The organism is Streptomyces sp. NBC_01261, from assembly GCF_036226385.1.
Classification (GTDB): Bacteria; Actinomycetota; Actinomycetes; order Streptomycetales; family Streptomycetaceae; genus Streptomyces.
This window is the reverse complement of record NZ_CP108463.1, coordinates 8,362,358-8,385,550: the sequence shown is the minus strand read 5'-3', so window position 1 is coordinate 8,385,550 and position 23,193 is coordinate 8,362,358. Positions and strand designations below refer to the sequence as shown.

At 66.9% G+C, this 23,193-nt stretch carries 16 protein-coding genes, 2 rRNA genes and 1 pseudogene; 8 read left to right on the top strand and 11 right to left on the bottom strand.

Translation table 11 applies throughout. From position 1 onward, the window contains the following. Window positions 1-11 precede the first annotated feature (11 nt). The 3 genes from OG226_RS37425 to OG226_RS37415 all read right to left on the bottom strand — a co-directional run bounded on the left by OG226_RS37425 (window position 12) and on the right by OG226_RS37415 (window position 6,153). Window positions 12-3,133: ribosomal RNA gene (locus tag OG226_RS37425) — 23S ribosomal RNA — on the bottom strand. A 313-nt stretch (window positions 3,134-3,446) separates the two neighbouring features. Next, a 16S ribosomal RNA gene (locus OG226_RS37420) occupies window positions 3,447-4,974 on the bottom strand. The 16S and 23S rRNA genes sit together here, the layout of an rRNA operon. A 537-nt stretch (window positions 4,975-5,511) precedes the next feature. Then, window positions 5,512-6,153, bottom strand: coding sequence for a DNA-3-methyladenine glycosylase (locus tag OG226_RS37415; RefSeq protein ID WP_329351321.1), 642 nt, complete (start codon window positions 6,151-6,153; stop codon window positions 5,512-5,514). 137 nt (window positions 6,154-6,290) lie between these two features. Here OG226_RS37415 and OG226_RS37410 point away from each other — a divergent pair, with 137 nt between their 5' ends. The 3 genes from OG226_RS37410 to OG226_RS37400 all read left to right on the top strand — a co-directional run bounded on the left by OG226_RS37410 (window position 6,291) and on the right by OG226_RS37400 (window position 8,305). Further along, on the top strand, window positions 6,291-7,073 hold the full coding sequence (locus OG226_RS37410; RefSeq protein WP_329351320.1) for a sporulation protein: 783 nt from the start codon (window positions 6,291-6,293) through the stop codon (window positions 7,071-7,073). Window positions 7,074-7,113: 40 nt separating this feature from the next. Continuing rightward, window positions 7,114-7,653: a YbhB/YbcL family Raf kinase inhibitor-like protein gene (locus tag OG226_RS37405; protein WP_033286431.1), complete on the top strand. Its 540-nt coding sequence runs from the start codon at window positions 7,114-7,116 to the stop codon at window positions 7,651-7,653. A 145-nt stretch (window positions 7,654-7,798) separates the two neighbouring features. Next, window positions 7,799-8,305 (top strand): HNH endonuclease, encoded by a 507-nt coding sequence (locus OG226_RS37400; RefSeq protein ID WP_328684202.1) that lies wholly within the window; start codon window positions 7,799-7,801, stop codon window positions 8,303-8,305. Between the two features lie 67 nt (window positions 8,306-8,372). On the opposite strand, the gene OG226_RS37395 is transcribed toward OG226_RS37400, so the two are convergent. The 3 genes and pseudogenes from OG226_RS37395 to OG226_RS37385 form a co-directional block, all read right to left on the bottom strand. Further along, window positions 8,373-9,338: an SPFH domain-containing protein gene (locus OG226_RS37395; RefSeq protein ID WP_033286429.1), complete on the bottom strand. Its 966-nt coding sequence runs from the start codon at window positions 9,336-9,338 to the stop codon at window positions 8,373-8,375. 174 nt (window positions 9,339-9,512) lie between these two features. Then, window positions 9,513-9,947, bottom strand: a complete 435-nt coding sequence (locus OG226_RS37390) for an NfeD family protein (protein WP_328684201.1) — start codon at window positions 9,945-9,947, stop codon at window positions 9,513-9,515. Between the two features lie 343 nt (window positions 9,948-10,290). Next, window positions 10,291-10,815, bottom strand: a pseudogene (locus tag OG226_RS37385) (ABC transporter ATP-binding protein); the annotation flags it as partial. A 132-nt stretch (window positions 10,816-10,947) separates the two neighbouring features. Here OG226_RS37385 and OG226_RS37380 point away from each other — a divergent pair. Continuing rightward, window positions 10,948-11,736, top strand: a complete 789-nt coding sequence (locus OG226_RS37380; protein WP_318015465.1) for a hypothetical protein — start codon at window positions 10,948-10,950, stop codon at window positions 11,734-11,736. 210 nt (window positions 11,737-11,946) lie between these two features. Here the strand turns inward: OG226_RS37380 and OG226_RS37375 are convergent, their stop codons facing one another. The 4 genes from OG226_RS37375 to OG226_RS37360 all read right to left on the bottom strand — a co-directional run bounded on the left by OG226_RS37375 (window position 11,947) and on the right by OG226_RS37360 (window position 14,606). After that, a complete protein-coding gene (locus OG226_RS37375; protein WP_328684199.1) occupies window positions 11,947-12,186 on the bottom strand; it encodes a chaplin family protein in 240 nt (79 codons plus the stop codon). A 214-nt stretch (window positions 12,187-12,400) separates the two neighbouring features. Beyond that, complete coding sequence (locus OG226_RS37370; RefSeq protein ID WP_328684198.1) at window positions 12,401-12,640, bottom strand: chaplin; 240 nt, start codon at window positions 12,638-12,640, stop codon at window positions 12,401-12,403. 186 nt (window positions 12,641-12,826) lie between these two features. Beyond that, window positions 12,827-13,468 (bottom strand): response regulator transcription factor, encoded by a 642-nt coding sequence (locus OG226_RS37365; RefSeq protein WP_328684197.1) that lies wholly within the window; start codon window positions 13,466-13,468, stop codon window positions 12,827-12,829. After that, entirely contained in the window at window positions 13,461-14,606 is a 1,146-nt protein-coding gene (locus OG226_RS37360; RefSeq protein WP_328684196.1) for a GAF domain-containing sensor histidine kinase, read from the bottom strand. Before OG226_RS37360 ends, OG226_RS37365 begins: the two co-directional genes overlap by 8 nt. Before the next feature lie 185 nt (window positions 14,607-14,791). Here OG226_RS37360 and OG226_RS37355 point away from each other — a divergent pair, with 185 nt between their 5' ends. The 3 genes from OG226_RS37355 to OG226_RS37345 all read left to right on the top strand — a co-directional run bounded on the left by OG226_RS37355 (window position 14,792) and on the right by OG226_RS37345 (window position 17,843). Beyond that, window positions 14,792-15,487 (top strand): SDR family NAD(P)-dependent oxidoreductase, encoded by a 696-nt coding sequence (locus OG226_RS37355; protein ID WP_328684195.1) that lies wholly within the window; start codon window positions 14,792-14,794, stop codon window positions 15,485-15,487. Continuing rightward, on the top strand, window positions 15,484-16,779 hold the full coding sequence (locus OG226_RS37350; RefSeq protein ID WP_329351317.1) for an S-adenosylmethionine:tRNA ribosyltransferase-isomerase: 1,296 nt from the start codon (window positions 15,484-15,486) through the stop codon (window positions 16,777-16,779). Before OG226_RS37355 ends, OG226_RS37350 begins: the two co-directional genes overlap by 4 nt. Before the next feature lie 299 nt (window positions 16,780-17,078). Continuing rightward, window positions 17,079-17,843 carry a transglycosylase SLT domain-containing protein gene (locus OG226_RS37345; RefSeq protein ID WP_329351316.1) on the top strand — a complete coding sequence of 255 codons (765 nt, stop codon included), beginning with the start codon at window positions 17,079-17,081 and terminating at the stop codon, window positions 17,841-17,843. A gap of 102 nt (window positions 17,844-17,945) precedes the next feature. Here the strand turns inward: OG226_RS37345 and OG226_RS37340 are convergent, their stop codons facing one another. Beyond that, on the bottom strand, window positions 17,946-20,474 hold the full coding sequence (locus OG226_RS37340) for an ABC transporter ATP-binding protein/permease (RefSeq protein ID WP_329351314.1): 2,529 nt from the start codon (window positions 20,472-20,474) through the stop codon (window positions 17,946-17,948). A gap of 240 nt (window positions 20,475-20,714) precedes the next feature. On the opposite strand from OG226_RS37340, the gene OG226_RS37335 reads away from it, so the two are divergent. Beyond that, window positions 20,715-22,952, top strand: coding sequence for a streptophobe family protein (locus OG226_RS37335; RefSeq protein ID WP_329351312.1), 2,238 nt, complete (start codon window positions 20,715-20,717; stop codon window positions 22,950-22,952). The last annotated feature ends 241 nt before the right edge of the window (window positions 22,953-23,193 follow it).

Here is a 23,193-nt window from a genome sequence, read left to right as displayed (position 1 = left end):
CGCGAGCAACTGAGGACAAGCCCTCGGCCTATTAGTACCGGTCACCTCCACCCATTACTGGGCTTCCAGATCCGGCCTATCAACCCAGTCGTCTACTGGGAGCCTTAACCCCTCAAGGGGGTGGGAACACTCATCTCGAAGCAGGCTTCCCGCTTAGATGCTTTCAGCGGTTATCCCTCCCGAACGTAGCCAACCAGCCATGCCCTTGGCAGAACAACTGGCACACCAGAGGTTCGTCCGTCCCGGTCCTCTCGTACTAGGGACAGCCCTTCTCAATGTTCCTGCGCGCGCAGCGGATAGGGACCGAACTGTCTCACGACGTTCTAAACCCAGCTCGCGTACCGCTTTAATGGGCGAACAGCCCAACCCTTGGGACCGACTCCAGCCCCAGGATGCGACGAGCCGACATCGAGGTGCCAAACCATCCCGTCGATATGGACTCTTGGGGAAGATCAGCCTGTTATCCCCGGGGTACCTTTTATCCGTTGAGCGACGGCGCTTCCACAAGCCACCGCCGGATCACTAGTCCCGACTTTCGTCCCTGCTCGACCCGTCGGTCTCACAGTCAAGCTCCCTTGTGCACTTACACTCAACACCTGATTGCCAACCAGGCTGAGGGAACCTTTGGGCGCCTCCGTTACTCTTTAGGAGGCAACCGCCCCAGTTAAACTACCCATCAGACACTGTCCCTGATCCGGATCACGGACCCAGGTTAGACATCCAGCACGACCAGACTGGTATTTCAACGACGACTCCCCTGAACTGGCGTCCAGAGTTCACAGTCTCCCAGCTATCCTACACAAGCCGAACCGAACACCAATATCAAACTGTAGTAAAGGTCCCGGGGTCTTTCCGTCCTGCTGCGCGAAACGAGCATCTTTACTCGTAGTGCAATTTCACCGGGCCTATGGTTGAGACAGTCGAGAAGTCGTTACGCCATTCGTGCAGGTCGGAACTTACCCGACAAGGAATTTCGCTACCTTAGGATGGTTATAGTTACCACCGCCGTTTACTGGCGCTTAAGTTCTCAGCTTCGCCACCCCGAAGAGTGACTAACCGGTCCCCTTAACGTTCCAGCACCGGGCAGGCGTCAGTCCGTATACATCGCCTTACGGCTTCGCACGGACCTGTGTTTTTAGTAAACAGTCGCTTCTCGCTGGTCTCTGCGGCCACCCCCAGCTCAAGGAGTAAATCCTCTCACCGGTGATGGCCCCCCTTCTCCCGAAGTTACGGGGGCATTTTGCCGAGTTCCTTAACCATAGTTCACCCGAACGCCTCGGTATTCTCTACCTGACCACCTGAGTCGGTTTAGGGTACGGGCCGCCATGAAACTCGCTAGAGGCTTTTCTCGACAGCATAGGATCATCCACTTCACCACAATCGGCTCGGCATCAGGTCTCAGACTTAATGAGCGGCGGATTTGCCTACCACTCGTCCTACACCCTTACCCCGGGACAACCACCGCCCGGGATGGACTACCTTCCTGCGTCACCCCATCACTCACCTACTACCATCTTGGGCCGGCGGCTCCACCACTTTCCATTCCCCGAAGGGTCCGGAACGGCTTCACGGCCTTAGCATTAATGGGCTCGATGTTTGACGCTTCACAGCGGGTACCGGAATATCAACCGGTTATCCATCGACTACGCCTGTCGGCCTCGCCTTAGGTCCCGACTTACCCTGGGCAGATCAGCTTGACCCAGGAACCCTTAGTCAATCGGCGCACACGTTTCTCACGTGTGTATCGCTACTCATGCCTGCATTCTCACTCGTGAACCGTCCACCACTAGCTTCCGCTGCGGCTTCACCCGGCACACGACGCTCCCCTACCCATCCATACAGGCGTTGGCCCTATTGTATGAATGACACGACTTCGGCGGTACGCTTGAGCCCCGCTACATTGTCGGCGCGGAATCACTAGACCAGTGAGCTATTACGCACTCTTTCAAGGGTGGCTGCTTCTAAGCCAACCTCCTGGTTGTCTGTGCGACTCCACATCCTTTCCCACTTAGCGTACGCTTAGGGGCCTTAGTCGATGCTCTGGGCTGTTTCCCTCTCGACCATGGAGCTTATCCCCCACAGTCTCACTGCCGTGCTCTCACTTACCGGCATTCGGAGTTTGGCTAAGGTCAGTAACCCGGTAGGGCCCATCGCCTATCCAGTGCTCTACCTCCGGCAAGAAACACACGACGCTGCACCTAAATGCATTTCGGGGAGAACCAGCTATCACGGAGTTTGATTGGCCTTTCACCCCTAACCACAGGTCATCCCCCAGGTTTTCAACCCTGGTGGGTTCGGTCCTCCACGAAGTCTTACCTCCGCTTCAACCTGCCCATGGCTAGATCACTCCGCTTCGGGTCTTGAGCGCGCTACTAAATCGCCCTATTCGGACTCGCTTTCGCTACGGCTTCCCCACACGGGTTAACCTCGCAACACACCGCAAACTCGCAGGCTCATTCTTCAAAAGGCACGCAGTCACGACTGCATGTGCAAGCACATACAGCGACGCTCCCACGGCTTGTAGGCACACGGTTTCAGGTACTATTTCACTCCGCTCCCGCGGTACTTTTCACCATTCCCTCACGGTACTATCCGCTATCGGTCACCAGGGAATATTTAGGCTTAGCGGGTGGTCCCGCCAGATTCACACGGGATTTCTCGGGCCCCGTGCTACTTGGGTGTCTCTCAAACGAGCCGTTGATGTTTCGACTACGGGGGTCTTACCCTCTACGCCGGACCTTTCGCATATCCTTCGCCTACATCAACGGTTTCTGACTCGCCTCACAGCCGGCAGACTGTGAAAGAGAGATCCCACAACCCCGCATACGCAACCCCTGCCGGGTCTCACACGTATACGGTTTGGCCTCATCCGGTTTCGCTCGCCACTACTCCCGGAATCACGGTTGTTTTCTCTTCCTGCGGGTACTGAGATGTTTCACTTCCCCGCGTTCCCTCCACTTGCCCTATGTGTTCAGGCAAGGGTGACAGCCCATGACGACTGCCGGGTTTCCCCATTCGGAAACCCCCGGATCAAAGCCTGGTTGACGACTCCCCGGGGACTATCGTGGCCTCCCACGTCCTTCATCGGTTCCTGGTGCCAAGGCATCCACCGTGCGCCCTTAAAAACTTGGCCACAGATGCTCGCGTCCACTGTGCAGTTCTCAAACAACGACCAACCACCCATCACCCTGCCTCTTACGGCAAGTTCACTGGGGCCGGCACTGAAGGCAGCCTCACGGCCGTGCCCTCAGACACCCAACAGCGTGCCCAATATCCCCGTCACTCGTGGTCAGCTTTCCACGCCCCGAAGAGCAGTACTTGCAGCCCGAGATGAGCGGCGACACCGAATAATCAACGTTCCACCCTTGAGCAACCAGCACCGGACGTTCGCCGATGAACTGGCCTCTGACCTCACCCCGGAGGGATCGGTGAGAAGTGCTCCTTAGAAAGGAGGTGATCCAGCCGCACCTTCCGGTACGGCTACCTTGTTACGACTTCGTCCCAATCGCCAGTCCCACCTTCGACAGCTCCCTCCCCACAAGGGGGTTGGGCCACCGGCTTCGGGTGTTACCGACTTTCGTGACGTGACGGGCGGTGTGTACAAGGCCCGGGAACGTATTCACCGCAGCAATGCTGATCTGCGATTACTAGCAACTCCGACTTCATGGGGTCGAGTTGCAGACCCCAATCCGAACTGAGACCGGCTTTTTGAGATTCGCTCCACCTCACGGTATCGCAGCTCATTGTACCGGCCATTGTAGCACGTGTGCAGCCCAAGACATAAGGGGCATGATGACTTGACGTCGTCCCCACCTTCCTCCGAGTTGACCCCGGCGGTCTCCTGTGAGTCCCCGTCACCCCGAAGGGCACGCTGGCAACACAGGACAAGGGTTGCGCTCGTTGCGGGACTTAACCCAACATCTCACGACACGAGCTGACGACAGCCATGCACCACCTGTACACCGACCACAAGGGGGGCACTATCTCTAATGCTTTCCGGTGTATGTCAAGCCTTGGTAAGGTTCTTCGCGTTGCGTCGAATTAAGCCACATGCTCCGCTGCTTGTGCGGGCCCCCGTCAATTCCTTTGAGTTTTAGCCTTGCGGCCGTACTCCCCAGGCGGGGAACTTAATGCGTTAGCTGCGGCACCGACGACGTGGAATGTCGCCAACACCTAGTTCCCACCGTTTACGGCGTGGACTACCAGGGTATCTAATCCTGTTCGCTCCCCACGCTTTCGCTCCTCAGCGTCAGTAATGGCCCAGAGATCCGCCTTCGCCACCGGTGTTCCTCCTGATATCTGCGCATTTCACCGCTACACCAGGAATTCCGATCTCCCCTACCACACTCTAGCTAGCCCGTATCGAATGCAGACCCGGGGTTAAGCCCCGGGCTTTCACACCCGACGTGACAAGCCGCCTACGAGCTCTTTACGCCCAATAATTCCGGACAACGCTTGCGCCCTACGTATTACCGCGGCTGCTGGCACGTAGTTAGCCGGCGCTTCTTCTGCAGGTACCGTCACTTTCGCTTCTTCCCTGCTGAAAGAGGTTTACAACCCGAAGGCCGTCATCCCTCACGCGGCGTCGCTGCATCAGGCTTTCGCCCATTGTGCAATATTCCCCACTGCTGCCTCCCGTAGGAGTCTGGGCCGTGTCTCAGTCCCAGTGTGGCCGGTCGCCCTCTCAGGCCGGCTACCCGTCGTCGCCTTGGTGAGCCATTACCTCACCAACAAGCTGATAGGCCGCGGGCTCATCCTGCACCGCCGGAGCTTTTAACCCCCACACATGAGTGCAGGAGTATTATCCGGTATTAGACCCCGTTTCCAGGGCTTGTCCCAGAGTGCAGGGCAGATTGCCCACGTGTTACTCACCCGTTCGCCACTAATCCCCACCGAAGTGGTTCATCGTTCGACTTGCATGTGTTAAGCACGCCGCCAGCGTTCGTCCTGAGCCAGGATCAAACTCTCCGTGAATGTTTTCCCGTAATCGGGATCGCATACACGAGAGCGGAACAGTCAGGCGGAATAAGCCCGACCGTTCACAGCGTCCTCGCTGTATGTTTTCTTCAAAGGAACCTCGCCCCAGACATCGTGAAGATGCTTGGAGACGGGGTATCAACATATCTGGCGTTGATTTTTGGCACGCTGTTGAGTTCTCAAGGAACGGACGCTTCCTTTGTACTCACCCTCTCGGGCTTTCCTCCGGGCTTTTCCCTTCGGTCTTGCGTTTCCGACTCTATCAGACCGTTTCCGGTCCCGATTCCCTGTCGGCGGGGATTGTCAAGAGCTTTGGGCTTTCGCCTGTCGGCCTTTCGACATTCACTACGTTAGCCGATCCCCTCAGCAACTCATAATCGAGTTCCGCGAGTTCGAATTCAGGCATGCAGGCACGCCGAATGCGCCCTCAGCGAGGGAGAGTCGTAAGTAGTGGGTTGGCCGCTTCCGGCTGCAGGCGATTGCCGTACCCGGGTCAAGCGGCTCGGGCTACATTACGCACCCCGCCAAGACGCGTCAACTTGGCCGACGTCGCGGCGTATGAGCCCGATACGGGCTAACCGTGGGGTCGTTGGTGATCCAGAACCGCCATGGGTGGACCGCGCCCTCGCCGGACACTCCGGTGCGGGGACCGTTGCTTACCTGATGGGAGGGGACGGGTGTACCGGCCAGCATCCGCAAGGGTGTCTCGCCCGTGGTGCACGCGTCCGTGCCGTCCAGGGAGCGGTCGACGTCCAGGGCGGTGGCCAGGCGGGCGGGGCCTTTGGCCAGTTCTTTGTCATTTCGGGCCGAGAGTCGACGTTTGCGAGCCAGCTCGGCGCCCTCGACGATCTCGCCGGCGCGGAGCAGGACCCCCCTCGCCGTGCCCTCCGGACCGCACACCAGGTTCATGCAGTGCCACATGCCGTAGGTGAAGTAGACGTACACGTACCCGGGCGGACCGAACATCACGCCGTTGCGGGCCGTCGGACCTCTATATGCGTGTGACGCGGGGTCGTTGCCGCCGTCGTAGGCCTCGACCTCTGTGATGCGCAGGACGATCGGGCCGTCGGGTGTCGTACGGACGACGAGGCGGCCCAGGAGGTCGGGGGCGACCTCCAGTACAGGGCGGTCGAAGAACTCTCTGCGGAGTGGCTTACGGTCCGGGGGCGCGATCATGGCGTCCGAGCCTAGTCCAGGCGCGCTTGTGCCAAGGGGTGGTCAAGGTTCCGTCCGCTTGCCAGGGTGTGGCGCGGAACCGGGCGCGGTCGGTTCGCGTTTGTAGGGATCAAGGGTCCATACGTAAAGGGAGAGTCATGGCGTTCAAGAAGCTGCTCGCGAGCCTGGGGGCCGGCGGGGCTTCGGTGGAGACGGTGCTGACCGAGGTCAACGTCGTTCCGGGCGGGGTAGTCCAGGGCGAGGTGCGGATCCAGGGCGGGTCCGTCGCCCAGGAGATCCAGGGGCTCTCGGTCGGACTGCAGGCCAAGGTCGAGATCGAGAGCGGCGACCAGGAGTACAAGCAGGACATCGAGTTCACGAAGGTGCGGCTGGGTGGTGCCTTTGAGTTGCAGGCGGGGGCCGCTCACAACGTGCCGTTCGGGCTGGAGATCCCCTGGGAGACGCCGGTCACGATGATCGACGGCCAGGCGCTGCGCGGGATGCACATCGGGGTGAGCACCGAGCTGGCGATCGCGCGGGCCGTGGACTCCAGTGACCTCGACGCGGTCAGCGTGCACCCGCTGCCGGCGCAGAAGGCGATCCTGGACGCCTTCATCCGGCTGGGCTTCCGCTTCAAGAACGCGGACATGGAGCGCGGTCACATCCGGGGGACGCGGCAGAAGCTGCCGTTCTACCAGGAGATCGAGTTCCACCCGCCGTCGCAGTACCGCGGGCTGAACCAGGTCGAGTTGAGCTTCGTGGCCGACGAGAGCGCGATGGACGTCATCCTGGAGATGGACAAGAAGCCGGGCCTGTTCAGTGAGGGCAGTGACACCTTCCGGTCCTTCCAGGTGGGTCTGCACGACTTCCACGGGACGGACTGGGCCGCGTACCTCAACCAGTGGCTGTCCGAGGTCGGCAGCAAGCGCAACTGGTTCTAGGCTCGGTATCCACTGAAGAAACCGATCAGGAGGTACCGAGGTGACCGAGCTCAAGCGGCGGCCGCTCCCCCATGACTTCCATCCGCCCGTGCCGTCGTTCACGGTGACGAGCGAGGACGTCGAGCCGGGGGCCACGCTCAAGGACGCTCAGGTCTACGCGGCCGGCAACACCTCGCCGCAGTTGCGGTGGGAGGGCTTCCCGCCCGAGACCAAGAGTTTCGCCGTGACCTGCTACGACCCGGACGCCCCTACGGGGAGCGGGTTCTGGCACTGGACGGTGTTCGACATCCCGGCCTCGGTGACCGAGCTGCCGGAGGGTGCGGGCAGCGGCAAGTTCGAGGGGCTGCCCGAGGGCGCCGTGCAGGTACGGAACGACTACGGGTCGAAGGACTTCGGCGGGGCCGCGCCGCCGCCCGGGGACGGGTCGCACCGTTATGTGTTCACGGTGTATGCCGTGGACGCGGAGAAGCTCGGTCCGGACTCGGACGTCTCTCCCGCGGTCGTCGGTTTCAACCTGCGGTTCCACACGCTGGCGCGTGCCCAGTTGATCGGTGAGTACGAGGTTCCCGCCGAAGACTGACGTTCATGGAACGTTTGCCCGCCTCTGGTCATGGAATTGATCAGGGGCGGGCATTTTTTATTGCGTTGTCCATCTCGGCGTGCCCGGCCAGAGTTGATCCAAGCCCGCCGTGCGGTGGGCCGGTTGCACATGGGAGGTGGGCTGGATGCGGGACACGCTGGTGCTGAACGCGAGCTTCGAGCCGCTGTCGACGGTGTCGTTGAATCGAGCCGTCGTTCTGGTGCTGCAGGACAAGGCTGTCGTCGAGCAGGCCCACCCCGAACTGCGTATGCGCGGAGCCGAGGTCGACATACCGGTCCCCCGGGTGATCCGGTTGTGCAGGTATGTCAGGGTGCCGTTCCGAAGACAAGCTCCGTGGTCGAGGCGGGGTGTGCTGGTCCGGGACCGGCACCGGTGCGCGTACTGCGGCAGGCGGGCGACGACGGTCGACCACGTGGTGCCGAGGGCGCAGGGTGGTCAGGACTCCTGGCTGAACACGGTGGCGTCCTGCGCGGAGGACAACCACCGCAAGGCGGCGCGGACTCCGGAGCAGGCGGGGATGCCGTTGCTGCGGCATCCGTTCGAGCCGACGCCGGCGGACGCGATGCTGTTGGCACTGGGGGCCGAGGACTTCGACGCGCTGCCTGAGTGGCTGGTGCAGCCGGCCGCGTAGGGCACGTGAACAGAACTGGGGCCCACCTCCCGCGGGAGGTGGGCCCCAGTGTCGTAGGGCGGGATCTTCAGTCGATGGACGGCTTCTCGCGGCGTTGGCGGTCCGAATTGCCGCCCGAATTGCCGGAGTTGCCTCCGTCGTTGCCCGAACCTCCGCCGAACGGGCCCATGTTGCCCATCGCGCCGGAGAGGCCCTTGAGGGCGTCGCCGATCTCGCTGGGGACGATCCAGAGCTTGTTGGCGTCGCCTTCGGCGATCTTCGGGAGCATCTGGAGGTACTGGTAGGAGAGGAGCTTCTGGTCGGCGTCGCCCGCGTGGATCGCCTCGAAGACCGTACGGACGGCCTGCGCCTCACCCTCGGCGCGCAGGGCCGCGGCCTTGGCCTCACCTTCGGCGCGCAGGATCTGGGACTGCTTCTCACCTTCGGCGGTGAGGATGGCGGCCTGGCGCGTGCCCTCCGCGGTGAGGATCGCGGCGCGCTTGTCACGGTCGGCGCGCATCTGCTTCTCCATCGAGTCCTGGATGGAGGTGGGCGGCTCAATTGCCTTCAGCTCGACGCGGTTGACGCGGATGCCCCACTTGCCCGTCGCCTCGTCGAGGACTCCGCGCAGGGCCGCGTTGATCTCCTCGCGGGAGGTCAGGGTCCGCTCCAGGTCCATGCCGCCGATGATGTTGCGGAGCGTGGTGACCGTGAGCTGCTCGATCGCCTGGATGTAGCTGGCCACTTCGTAGGTCGCGGCCCGCGCGTCCGTCACCTGGTAGTAGATGACCGTGTCGATGTTGACGACCAGGTTGTCCTGGGTGATCACCGGCTGCGGCGGGAACGGTACGACCTGTTCGCGCAGGTCGATGCGGTTGCGGATCGTGTCGATGAACGGGACGACGATGTTGAGTCCCGCGTTGAGTGTCCGTGTGTAGCGGCCGAACCGCTCCACGATCGCGGCACTTGCCTGCGGGATGACCTGGATCGTCTTGATCAAAGCGATGAAGACCAACACCACCAGGATGATCAAGACGATGATGACCGGTTCCATCGTGCTCCCCGTACCCTTCTCCGCCTCGGCGCTTTCGGAAGATCTTATGGTTGTTGAAGATCTTGCTGGTCGAGTCTGTCAGACCGTCACGCAACTCGTGTGCTGTTCGGTTCAGTTGAGACCTGCGAGGTCACCAGTCGTGTCCTGCGAGGTCATCGGTTGAGTCCCGCGAGGTCAGATGACGATCGCGGTGGCTCCCTCGATCTCCACGACGTCCACCTCCTGGCCCGGTTCGTAGGCGCGGTCGGTGTCGAGCGAGCGGGCCGACCAGATCTCTCCGGCCAGCTTGATCCGGCCGCCGCCGGAGCCGTCGACGCGTTCCAGGACGACGGCCTGTTTGCCCCTCAAGGCATCGATGCCCGTGGCGAGTTGGGGCAGTGTCGCTCGGTGCCGGGTCGCGATGGGTCGTACGACCGCGATGAGGGCGACCGAGACGACGACGAAGACGAGGACCTGGACGACGAGGTCCCCGCCGATTCCCGCGGTTCCGGCAGCCGCTACGGCGCCCACGGCGAACATGCCGAACTCCGGCATCGCGGTCACCACGAGAGGAATCCCGAGTGCTGCCGCGCCGACGAGCCACCACACCCATGCGCCGATGTCGTTCACATGGTCAATGGTAGGGCTGCGGGTCCCGTCACGGACAGGGCGCATATGTCCCTACACCCGCTTCTTACAAGGCAGTTCAGGCCATGGGGAGACCGTGAGCGGTCCAGCGGTCGCCGACCTGCTCCACGATGAGCGGGAGACCGAAGCACAACGACAGGTTGCGGGCGGTGAGTTCGAGCTCCAGCGGGCCCGCGGCGAGGACCTTGCCCTGACGGATCAGCAGGACGTGGGTGAAGCCGGGGGCGATCTCCTCGACGTGGTGCGTGACCATGATCATGGAGGGGGCGATCGGGTCGCGGGCGAGGCGGCCGAGACGGCGTACGAGGTCCTCGCGACCGCCGAGGTCGAGGCCGGCGGCGGGCTCGTCGAGGAGGAGTAGTTCGGGGTCGGTCATCAGGGCGCGGGCGATGAGGGTGCGCTTGCGCTCGCCCTCGGAGAGAGTTCCGAACTTGCGGTCCAGGTAGTCGCTCATGCCGAGGCGGTCGAGGAAGGCGCGGGCGCGCTGCTCGTCGATGTCCTCGTAGTCCTCGTTCCACCCGGCGGTCATGCCGTAGGCGGCGGTCAGGACGGTCTGCAGGACGGTCTGGCGCTTGGGGAGCTTCTCGGCCATGGCGATGCCGGCGACGCCGATGCGGGGGCGGAGTTCGAAGACGTCGACCTTGCCGAGGGTCTCGCCGAGGATGGTGGCGGTGCCGCTGCTGGGGAACAGGTAGCTGGACGCGACGTTCAGGAGCGTGGTCTTGCCGGCGCCGTTCGGGCCGAGGATGACCCACCGCTCGCCCTCCTTGACCGACCAGGAGACCTGGTCCACCAGAGCCCGGCCCTCCCGGACCACGGTTACGTCCTCCAGCTCCAGAACATCGCTCATGAGCGCGCTGTCTCCCATTGCATCGTCGGCCTGTCTCGGCTGTCGCGTGCGCCGGTAGGCGCAGCCCTCGAAGAAATCTACGCCACCGGCCGGGCGGTCCATTCCATCGGTCCTGTCCTTAGGGTGGACGCCATGCTTTCGGAACCACGTTCAGGACGCCTCGCCGCCTGGGGAAATGCCCTGTTGGCCGGACTTGTCTCGCCGGATGACGCCGTGCTCGCCATCGTGGGCGAGGACGCCGTGCACCGGGTGGAGGGACTGCCGGGCGAGTCGGCACCCGTCGGACTCACCCTCGCCCTGGGGCGCCTGCGCACCCTCGGGGCGACCGGCCTGCGGGTGGCCCTGCCCACCTCGGGACACCCGCTGGGCCTCAGCGGCCCGCCCGCCTTCAACGCCCGCGCCCTGGAGGCCGAGGAAGCGGTGATCTGCTACGGCGTCGCGCTCGGCCTCGTTCCCGAGGTGTACGAGGCCGGTCCCGCCGGTGACGTCCATGTCGAGGTCGTGTGGCACTGCCTGCCGGTGCGGGAGGCGCCGCCCGCCGATGTGCCCTCGCTCGGGGAGGCCGAGCGGGAGCTGGCGGAGGCGTTGCGGGATGCGACGGCGGTGTTGTCGCGGCTCGATGTCGCCGGGTCGGGGCCGGTGGCCGAGGCGGCGGTCGACGCGTATCGCGCGCGGGCGGAGCGGGGGCGGGAGGTGTTGGCGCCGGGGTATCCGCCGCGGGCGGTGCGGGTGCTGGAGCTGGCGCAGCGGGTGGGGTTGTTGGTGTCCGTGGCGTACGAGAACGGGCCCGGGGGTGCGGTGAGCGCGTCCGAGATGGGGGCTCGGGCCGAGGCGTTGCGGCCGGTGGAGCGGACGGCCCGGCGGGCGCAGGTCGCGGCGTACAACTCCGTTGTGGAGGAGCGGGAGAAGGGGGTGCGCTGAGTGTTCCGTTGCGTGGGTGCGCGGTGTTGGGGTGGGCGTCTCTGGGGGCTCCGCCCCCAGACCCCCGATCGGCCCTGAAGGGGCCTCGTCCTCAAACGCCGGACGGGCTGAACAATGCGAGCCTGTGCTCCAAAAGACCTGTGCTCCAAGAAGAAGGGGCCCTACGAGTCGTCGTTGACTCGTGGGGCCCCTTCTTCAGTGCTGTGGGTGTCAGCCGTTGACGCCGTTGTTGCCGAACGCCGGGTTCAGCAGGCCGATGACGTTGATGCTGTCGCCGACGACGTTGACCGGGACGTGGACCGGGACCTGGACGGCGTTGCCCGAACCGACACCCGGGGACTTCACGGCCGCGCCGTCGGCACCGGCGTCGGCGAAAGCGGCACCGGCGGAGGCACCGGCGGCGATACCGGCGACGGTGAGGGCCACAGCGGCCTTCTTGGCGATGTTCATGGGAAGCGTTCCTCCTGCGATTGCGTGACCGACCCGGCCGCGGGTCGTGCGCTGATCAACGCGGGGAAAGGCCGAAACGGCACGGACATCCGCGTTTGACTGCCCGTTCGGATCATTGGCGCGACAAGCCGACCAGGTGACCAGGTGACGAGCAGACCGGCCTCCCAGGGAGTGCCCTGGGAGGCCGGAGGTCACTGTCGCGGAGCGACGTGCGTCACTGGTTGACGCCCAGGTTGCCGAAGGCGGGGTTCAGGACGCCGATGACGTTCACGCTGTTGCCGACCGCGTTGACCGGGATGTGCACCGGGACCTGGATGACGTTGCCCGAGACCACGCCGGGCGAACCGGCGGCCTGGCCGTTCGCCAGGCCGTCGGCGGAGGCCAGCCCGGCACCGGCGGCTACCAGCCCGCCGGCCACCATCGTCACGGCCGCTGCCTTCTTCAGGTTCTTCACTTCTGAGCCCTCCTAGCGATCACCGCGGCAGGCGCCGCGGCACGCACTGGAGAACGGTGGAGATCCACGAAGGATGCGCCATTCGAGGGACATTCCCACGACGGTATGAATCTCAGCCCGGAACGAGACGCTCCGTGTTGCCGCCGCACCCCGCTCACCTCGGCGGATCCCCGTCCCGCCGGACCCCTATCTCGTCAGACCATGGCGTACGGCGAACAGGGCGGCCTGGGTGCGGTCCGCCAGGTCGAGTTTCATCAGGATGTTCGAGACGTGGGTCTTGACCGTCTTCTCGGAGAGCACCAGGGCGCGGGCTATCTCGCGGTTGGAGCGACCGTCGGCGATCAGCCCGAGCACCTCGCGCTCCCGCTCGGTGAGCGAACCGCCTCTCCCCTGCCCCGAGTTGGACTCCTCCTGGGACAACAGGACGCCGGCGACCTCGGGTTGGAGCAGGATGTGGCCCGCGTGGACGGACCGGATGGCGCCGGCCAGGGCGTCCGGGTCCACGTCCTTGTAGACGTATCCGGCGGCGCCCGCGCGCAGGGCCGGGATCACCGTGCGCTGCTCGGTGAAGCTGGTGACGATCAACACGCGCGCGGGGAGGTCGAGTTCGCGGAGTCTGCGCAGCGCGTCGATGCCGTCCATGCCCGGCATCTTGACGTCCATGAGGACGACGTCGGGCTTCAACTCCTCGGTGCGGGCGACTCCTTCGGCGCCGTCGGCCGCCTCGCCGACGACCTCGATGTCGTCCTGCACCTCCAGGAAGGTGCGCAGGCCCCGGCGGACGACCTGGTGGTCGTCGACGATGAGCACCTTGATCGGTTCAGCCACCGGGGACCTCCATCTCGATCGTGGTGCCCTTCCCGGGCGCCGATTGCACGGTCAGGGTGCCGCCGACGCCGTTGGTCCGGTCCCGCATGGAGACCAGGCCGAGGTGGCGTCCGGCGCGGCGGATCGACTGGGGTTCGAAGCCGCTGCCGTCGTCGGTGACCCGGAGGACCGCTCCGCAGCCGCGTCGCTCCAGGGTCACGGCGACATGGTCCGCGCCGGAGTGCCGCAGCGCGTTGTGCAGGGCCTCCTGGGCGACGCGGAGCAGGGCCTCCTCCTGGGCGGCGGGAACGGCGCGGAAGCCGCGGCCCGTGAAGGTCACGCGTGCGGTGTGGGCGCGGTCGAGGACCTGGATCTGGGTGCGCAGGGTGGCGATCAGGCCGTCCTCGTCAAGTGCGGCGGGGCGCAACTCGACCACTGCGGCGCGCAGTTCGTCCGCGGCCTCGGCGGCGAGCGCGGCCACCTGCTGGAGTTCACCCTTGGCCCGGGACGGGTCGCGGTCCACGAGGGTGGCGGCGGCCTGTGCGGTGAGGCGGAGCGAGAACAGCTTCTGGGCCACCGCGTCGTGCAGTTCGTGGGCCAGGCGGGAGCGTTCCTCGGCGATGGTCAACTCGCGGCTGCGCTCGTACAGGCGGGCGTTGGTGAGGGCGATGGCCGCGTGCTGGGCGAGGATGGAGAGGAGTTCCTCGTCCTCCTCGGTGAAGCCGCAACCGCCGTCCGGCTTGGGGCAGTTCTTGTTCGCGAGGAACAGGGCGCCGATGACCTCGTCGTCGTCGCGGATGGGCAGGCCCAGGAAGTCGGACATGTCGGGGTGGGCCGAGGGCCAGCCCTCGAAGCGCGGGTCCTTGCGGACGTCGGCGAGGCGCTCGGCCTTGGCCTCGTGCAGCATCGCGGCGAGGATGCCGTGCTGGCGCGGGAGCGGGCCGATGGCCTTCCACTGGGCGTCGCTGACGCCGTCGACCACGAACTGGGCGAAGCCGCCGTGGTCGTCGGGCACGCCGAGGGCGGCGTACTGCGCGTCGAGCAGCTCGCGGGCCGAGGCGACGATCGTCTTGAGGACGTCGCGCACCTCCAGATGCCTGCTCATGGCCAGCAGCGCGGAACTCACCGCCGCGAGGCCGGACCGTGGACCTTGACTCATGTCCTCACGGTACCGGCGGGGTGTGACAACGCGGATCGGGCCGGTGACGGCCCTCGTCTGGTCCGGTGGACCTAGGGCGAAGGGCCCCTGTGGATGCGGCCCGGGTCCGACGCGGCGGGGGCGGTCCCGTTCCTACGTTGGGGGCACGCCGATGGCGGCGTAGTGGACGAGGGGACGGGTGTGTCATGTCGGTAGCGATCATCACGGGGGCGTCCAAGGGGCTGGGCCGGGCACTCGCCGAGGCCCTGGCCGCGCGGGGCTGGGACCTGGTGCTGGACGCCAGGACCGAGGGGGTGCTCACAGAAGCCGCGGTCGCCGTCGCCGCGTACGGCACGCGCGTGGAGGCCGTTCCCGGGGATGTCACGGACGCCGCGCACCGGGCCGAGCTGGTGGCCGCGGCGGGGAAGCTGGGCGGCGTCGACCTGGTCGTCAGCAACGCGAGCGCGCTGGGCGCCGAGCCGCTCGTACGCCTTGAGGAGCTGACCCTGGGCGGGTTGCGGCGGGCGCTGGAGGTGAACGTGGTGGCCGCGCTGGGGCTGGTCCAGGAGGCGTTGCCGCTGCTGCGGGCCTCGCGGGAGGGCGCGGTGATCGCGGTCAGCTCGGACGCGGCGGCCGAGGCGTACGAGACATGGGGCGGCTACGGAGCGTCCAAGGCGGCCCTCGACCACCTCGCGGCCGTGCTCGCCGCGGAGGAACCCGGGCTGCGGGTGTGGGCGGTCGACCCCGGGGACATGGGCACGGACCTGTACGCGGCGGCCGTACCGGACGACGAGGATCCCCGGCCGACGCCGACCACCGTGGTGCCGGCCTTCCTACGACTGTTGGATGAGCGTCCGGCGAGCGGGCGCTACGGCGCACCGGCCCTCCTGGAGGAGCGATGACCGTGGCCGTGCGGGTCCCGGAGGAGCTGTCCGCGCGCGTGCCCGTCGAACAGCGTGGGCCCGGACTCGACCGGGACGCCGTACGACTGCTCGTGTCGCGCGGTACCGAGGTGTCGCATCACGCGTTCGCGGAGCTGCCGCGGCTGCTGCGGGCCGGGGATCTGCTGGTCGTGAACACGTCGCCGACGCTCGCCGCGGCGGTGGACGGGTGGATCGGGCACGCACGCGTGGTGGTGCATTTCTCCACCCGGGGCGATGACGGGCGGTGGGCGGTCGAGCTGCGCGAGCCGGACGGGAAGGGCACCACACGCGCGCGGGCGGGCGGCCCCGCCGGCGTGGAGGTGCGGCTGCCCGAGGGTGTGCGGCTGGTTCTGGAGGAGCCGCTGAGCGGGCGGGGTGAGCGGTTGTGGTGGGGGCGGGTGTCGGGGGTGCGGGTGCCGGACCTGGGAGCACCGGAGCCTGGGGCCCGGAGGACGGAAGCCCGAGGACCGGGAGTCTCGGGGCCAGGAGCGCCGGGGCCGGCCGTGCCCGGGACGAGTGCCGCGGAGCCAGAAGTGGCGGGCCCGGACGTGCCCGGGGCACGGGTGCCCGGGGCCGAGTCGTCGGACTTCGGCACACCCGCGCCTGGCGGACCGGTGTCGAGCGTGCCCGCGCTGCTGCGGAAGCACGGGCGGCCGATCCGTTACTCCTATACGGACCGCGATCAGCCGCTCTCCGTCTACCAGACGGTGTTCTCACTGCCCACGGAGGACGGGACGGGCAGTGCGGAGATGCCCAGTGCGGCCCGGCCCTTCACCGCGCGGCTGGTCGCGGAGGCGGTGAGCCGGGGGGTGCAGTTCGCGCCGATCACCCTGCACACCGGGGTGGCCTCGGCCGAGGCGCATGAGCCGCCGTATCCGGAGCGGTTCGCGGTGTCGGAGGTGTCGGCCCGGTTGATCAACGCGGCCCGGGCCGGGGACGGGCGGGTCATCGCGGTCGGGACCACCGCCGTGCGGGCCGTCGAGTCCGCCGCCGGGGCCGACGGGGTCGTACGCGCGCGTGTGGGGTGGACGGACCTCGTCGTGACGCCGGAGCGGGGTGTGCGGGTCGTGGACGGGCTGCTGACGGGGCTGCACGAGCCGGAGGCCTCGCATCTGCTGATGCTGGAGGCGGTCGCCGGGCGGGCCGCCGTAGGCCGTAGTTATGAGGAGGCGCTGCGGGGGCTCTACCTGTGGCACGAGTTCGGGGACGTGCATCTCATCCTCCCGGAGGAGGGTCCTCACGGGGCGCGTTGCTCCCGCAACTGCGGGTGAGGTTGATGTGCGGTGGATGTGAGCCCGCACATAGGGCGCAGATCACGTACTAGCGGACATAGGAGATATAGACGCCCCGCCTGAGCGGGACAGACGGTCCCGTCTGTCCCGTTTTGCCCTGGACCGGTCAACTACTCGGGATCGTATGTCACACCTTTGCCAGGGGTTTTTGCGGCCGCTAAGAATTGCAGCCGTCGCTCAGCGCCGTGGATCCCGTCCGCGGCGTTTGTGCCGGAAGCACCCGCGTCCCCCGCCGGACGGTGAGCGACCTCCGCGCCATTCGAAGAGGTCCATCCGCCATGCCCAAGAACTCGAACACTCCTGGTCATAGTCGCCTGACCAAGCTGAACAAGCTGACGAAGCAGCACAAGATCGCGCTCGCCGGTGTCGCCACGCTCGGCGCCGCCGCCCTCGCCTTCTCGGCGGTGCCCAGCGACGCGGGGACGACCACGAACGACGCCGCGACCTCGACGAAGATCACGTACAGCACGGAGCCCATCAAGGGCGTCAAGGCCAGCGTCACCGACCAGCTCGCCGGTGCCGGCGTGAAGACCGAGGCGATCCAGGCGAAGGCCGACGCCAAGGCGAAGGCCGCGAAGGCCAAGGCGGACGCCGCCGCGAAGAAGAAGGCCGCCGCCGAAGCCGCCGCCAAGAAGAAGGCGGAGGCCGCGCGCAAGGCCAAGAAGGCCGCGAGCCGCTCCAGCCAGCGCGTCAAGCTCCAGCCCGTCGCCGCGACGACCTACGCCAACAACCTCAACGGCTGGATCGACCAGGCGCTGGCCATCATGAAGCAGAAGGGCATCCCGGGCTCGTACAACGGTCTGTACAAGAACATCATGCGGGAGTCCTCGGGCAACCCGAGCGCCATCAACGGCTGGGACGTCAACGCGGTCAACGGCACCCCGTCGATCGGCCTGCTCCAGGTCATCCAGCCGACGTTCAACGCCTACCACGTCTCCGGTACCTCGTCGAACATCTACGACCCGGTCGCCAACATCACCGCTGCGGCGAACTACGCGGCCGACCGGTACGGCTCGATCGACAACGTCAACAGCGCGTACTGAGACACGTACCGAGGCCTCCGGCGGACCTCTGGGTCTCGGTATCGACGCCGAAGGGCGGCACCCGTGTGAGGGGTGCCGCCCTTCGGCGTCGTACGGGAACGGCTACTTGCGCATGACCTCGGGCTCGTGGCGGCGCAGGAAGCGGGCCACGAAGAAGCCGCAGATCACGCCGAGGGCGATCAGGGCGGCCATGTCCATGCCCCAGGCGCCGACGGTGTGCTCCCACAGCGGGTCGGTGCTGTCGCCGGGCTTGGGCGGGCTGATCTTGTTGAAGTCCAGCGTGGCGCCCGCGGCGCCGACCGCCCAGCGCGAGGGCATCAGGAACGAGAACTGGTTGACGCCGACCGCGCCGTTCAGGGTGAACAGGCAGCCGGTGAACACGACCTGGATGATCGCGAACATGACCAGCAGCGGCATGGTCTTCTCGGCCGTCTTCACCAGCGAGGAGATGATCAGGCCGAACATCATCGCGGTGAAGCCGAGACCCATGATCGGGATGCAGAGCTCGAACATGGTCTGGGTGCCGAGGACCAGGCCCTGCTTGGGGATCTCACGGCTGGCGAAGCCGATGACGCCGACCATCAGGCCCTGCAGCGCGGTGATCACGCCGAGCACGAACACCTTGGACATCAGGTACGCGGAACGGGACAGGCCGGTGGCGCGCTCCCGTTCGTAGATGACCCGTTCCTTGATCAGCTCACGGACGGAGTTGGCCGCGCCGGCGAAGCACGCGCCGACCGCGAGGATCAGCAGGACCGTGGTGGCCGTGCCGTTCGGGATGATGTTGCCGTTCGCCCGGGGCGGGTTGGGCAGCAGGCTGTTGCCCGAGTCGATGAGCAGGCTCACCGCGCCCAGGACGCCCGGCAGGATCACCATCAGCGCCAGGAAGCCCTTGTCGGAGGCGATCACCGAGACGTAGCGGCGCACCAGCGTGACGAACTGCGACATCCAGCCCTGCGGCTTCGGCGGCTTCATCGCCTGCATCGGCGGCATCTGTACGGACTGCGGTGCGATCGCGTCGATGTCCGCGGCGTACATCTGGTAGTGCTGCGAGCCCTTCCAGCGACCCGCCCAGTCGTAGTCGCGGTAGTTCTCGAAGGCGGAGAAGACGTCGGCCCAGGTGTCGTAGCCGAAGAAGTTCAGTGCCTCCTCGGGCGGGCCGAAGTAGGCGACGCTGCCGCCCGGAGCCATCACCAACAGCTTGTCGCAGATCGCCAGTTCGGCCACGGAGTGGGTGACGACGAGGACCGTGCGGCCGTCGTCGGCGAGGCCGCGCAGCAGCTGCATGACATCGCGGTCCATGCCCGGGTCGAGGCCCGAGGTGGGCTCGTCCAGGAAGATCAGCGAGGGCTTGGTGAGGAGTTCCAGGGCCACCGAGACGCGCTTGCGCTGGCCGCCGGAGAGGGAGGTGATCTTCTTCTCTTTGTGGATGTCGAGCTTCAGCTCGCGCAGCACCTCGTCGATACGGGCCTCGCGCTCGGCGCCGGTGGTGTCGGCGGGGAAGCGCAGCTTGGCCGCGTACTTGAGGGCCTTCTTGACGGTCAGTTCCTTGTGCAGGATGTCGTCCTGCGGGACCAGACCGATGCGCTGGCGCAGCTCGGCGAACTGCTTGTAGAGGTTCCGGTTGTCGTAGAGGACGTCGCCCTGGTTGGCGGGCCGGTAGCCGGTGAGCGCCTTGAGCAGGGTCGACTTGCCGGACCCGGACGGGCCGATGACCGCGATCAGCGACTTCTCCGGTACGCCGAAGGAGACGTCCTTGAGGATCTTCTTGCCGCCGTCGACCTCGACGGTCAAGTGCCGTGCGGAGAAGGAGACTTCACCGGTGTCGACGAACTCTTCGAGCCGGTCCCCGACCAGCCGGAACGTGGAGTGGCCGACGCCGACGATGTCGTTCGGGCCGAGCAGCGCGGAGCCGCCCTTGGTGATCGGCTGGCCGTTGACGTACGTGCCGTTGTGCGAGCCGAGGTCACGGATCTCGAAGCGGCCGTCGGGCGTCGCGTGGAACTCGGCGTGGTGGCGCGAGACCTGGAGGTCGGAGACCACCAACTCGTTCTCCAGCGCACGGCCGATACGCATCACGCGCCCCAGCGAGAACTGGTGGAACGTGGTCGGGCTGCGGTCGCCGTAGACCGACGGCGCCCCCGCGCCGACGCCGGGTCCCTGCTGCGGCGGAATGTTCGCGGCGGGCGGCGGCTGGTAACGCTGCTGTTCGGGCGTCTGCGCCGGGGCCTGCTGCGACGGTGCCTGCTGCGCCCAGCCGGGGCCCGCGCCCTGTGCGGCGTACGGCTGTTGCTGCGACTGCTGCTGCGGCTGGGCCTGCGGAGCCGCTACGGCCGCCGCGGCGCCGGAGAGGTTCAGGCGCGGGCCGTCGGTCGCGTTGCCCAGGTACACGGACGAGCCCGGGCCGATCTCCATCTGATGGATGCGCTGGCCCTGCACGAACGTGCCGTTGGTGCTGCCGTGGTCGTCGATGACCCAACTCCGGCCGCCCCAGCTGATCGTGGCGTGCCGCCAGGAGACCCTGGCGTCGTCGACCACGACGTCCCCCTGCGGATCACGTCCGAGGGTGTAGGACCTGGACGCGTCGAGCGTCCAGGTCCGTCCATTCAATTCCAGTACGAGTTCCGGCACTCCATGCCCCACTGAGTAGTCCCCCGAGTTACCCCCATCACAGGGAGTCTAGGGATGGCGAACATCGTCGGGAACTATTTCAGGCTGCACCCCCTGACCGAAAGTCGGGCCTTGTGAAGACCACGTCCATACGCTTCCGTCGGTTCCGTTGACGGGGTTGAAACCGGCCCGGAGAGTGGTAATCCACGCGAGGGGGACATGCGTGGTGTCCGCACCGCGCCGCGGATCGGGGGGTCTGCCATGAACTCAGCGACGAGTGTCAGGACGGCGAGCTACGACACGAGGGTGCCCTGGATCGACGTCCTGCTGTCCGCGATCGCGGCGGTGAGCTGGGCCCTGATCGGCATGGCGGGCACGGCCGCGCTCGGCCTGCACCTGCTGGGCGCCGACGCGACGGGCTCGCTCGGCCCGATGACCGCGGCGGTGGTGGCCCTCGGAGCGGGCGGCTCGGTCACCCCGACCGGCGACGTGTCGGCTTTCGGCCTGACCGGCGCCCAGGCGACGACGGCGGTGACGATCACCCCGCTGGGCGTGAGCCTGGTGGGCGCCCTCCTCCTGTCGTACTTCTTCCTACGATCCCTGCGGGCGGCCGGAGTTGTGATCGCCCCGGCCGAACTCCTGGCGCGCGCGGGCTCGGTGATCGCGCTCTTCGTGGCGATGCTGGGCGGGCTGGCCTGGGCGGGCCACGACGTCATCACGATCGACGGAAGCAAGCTGGGCCTGGACAAACTGACAGGCGGTGGTAGCGGCGGCGGCGTGAACATCCCCGGCCTCGGCGACATCGGGGACATCGGCGGACTGCTCCCGGGCAAGATCAGTGACCTGGTCAAGGCGAAGGCGGCGGTCGGCTTCACGGTCGACACGGCGCCGACCCTGCTGGGCGGCCTGGGCTGGTCGGCCGGCATCCTGCTGATCGCCCTGCTGGCATCCCGCCGAACTCCTCTGCCGCGCGGTTGGGAGGCCGTCCACCGCGTCGTACGCCCGGCCGCGTCCGCGCTCGTGGCGGTCCTGCTGGTCGCGGTGGCGGCGGGCCTCGCGGCGGCGGCGTACGCGGCGATCGGCGACGACCACCCGAAGCGCATCGGCGGCGCGGCCCTGCTGGGCGCCCCCAACGGGGTCTGGCTCGGCATCCCGATCGGCCTCTTCGTCCCCTGGGACGGCAGGGCGACGGGCGAACTCGCGAAGCTCCTCCCCCACCCCCTGGACCAACTCCTCAGCGCGAAGTCCGACCAGCCCGTGACGCTGGGGCGACTGGCCGAACTGGACGGTCGGGTTTGGCTGTTGGGGGTCGCGGCGGCGTTGATGATGCTGCTGGCGGGGGTGTTGACGGCGGTGCGGACGCCTGTGGGGGTGAGTGGTACCGGTGGTCGTGGTGGTGCGGACTCGGCGAATCCGGGGGCCCTCGGTTTTGCCGGGCGGTGTGCCTTGCGGCTGGGAATCGTGACCGCGCTGACGTTGCCGTTACTCGCGTGGCTGACGGACGTGTCGGTGGACGCGTCGCTGTCGGTGCTGGGGTTCGACGCGTTCGGCGCGGGGATCGAGCTGCATGGGCATCTGGGGATGGCGTTGGTGCTGGGTGCGGTGTGGGGGGCGGGGGCGGGGGGTGTCGGGGGGTTGCTCGCGTATGCGACCGGGGCTGCGGGGAGGCACGCTTCGGGGTTGGCACGGGGTGACTTGAGGGCGACGCCGGGTTCAGGGACGGGGGCGGATCCCTGGGCGCCGGGGCAGCCGGGCTATCCGGAACATGCGCAGGCTGCGGGACATGAAGGGCATCCGGAGAGCGCCGGGGACCCGGGGCCCTACGTGCCGAGTTCGCCGTACCGGCCGCCGAACCCTGCGACCAACCCGTATCTGCAACTGCCCGATGAGCTACGGCAACCGGAGGACCGTAGGCCGGCGCCGCCCGGTGGAGCTTGGCCTGGCGGTAAGTCGCCGGGGCAAGAGGGTGGGGCGGGGCCTAGAGGGTCGGGTTCTGGTGGGGCGGGGCCGGGTGGTTCCGGGGCCGGCGGTGCAGGGCCGGGTGGTGGGGCTCGGTCCCGTGGACCTGGGTGGCCGCCGGATGCGGGGTCGCCTCAGGGAGGTGGTCGGCCGCCTGGCGGAGGTTCGCGGCCCGGCCATGCCCCTCAACCTCCGGGAAACGCCGGGCAGTTCGGGGGCGGTCCGGCACCCGGAGCCGTAGGGCCTGGTGGAGTTGGCCCGTACTCCGGGAGTTCACAGCCGGGTGGAGCCGTCTCGCCGGACGCCGGTACTCGCCCCTACGACGGCCCGCAGGCGCCCGGCATCCCTTCGCCGCCCGCCGACATGTACGGCGCTCCGACCATGGCCCAGTCCTACGAGCCGCCGTCACGACCGCCTCGGCGTCGGCCCGGTTCGCGTTCGCGGGACTGGCCGGAGGACGACTCGGACGGTGGGCAGCAACCTCCTCCGCCTCCGCCAGCAGCGCCGCCGCCTCCGGGGAAGCCCAAGGGTCGTCGGTGATCCACGTACGCGTCGGGTGAGTCCTCTTCGGTCCCCGGCGGACCTTGCCCGGCATCGGATGAGCCGTGGCCGGGGGCGACGCCCTCCTGAGTGCGGGTGGCGGCGTCGCCGTGGGCCAACGGCCCCGTTCCCGGCGCCCCACCCGTCCGGACGTATCCCTCGCGTCCGGCCCCGCACCAGTCCCCCACTCAATGACCAGCCAATTCCCGATCGGCGCACACACTCAGCACGATCACATCAA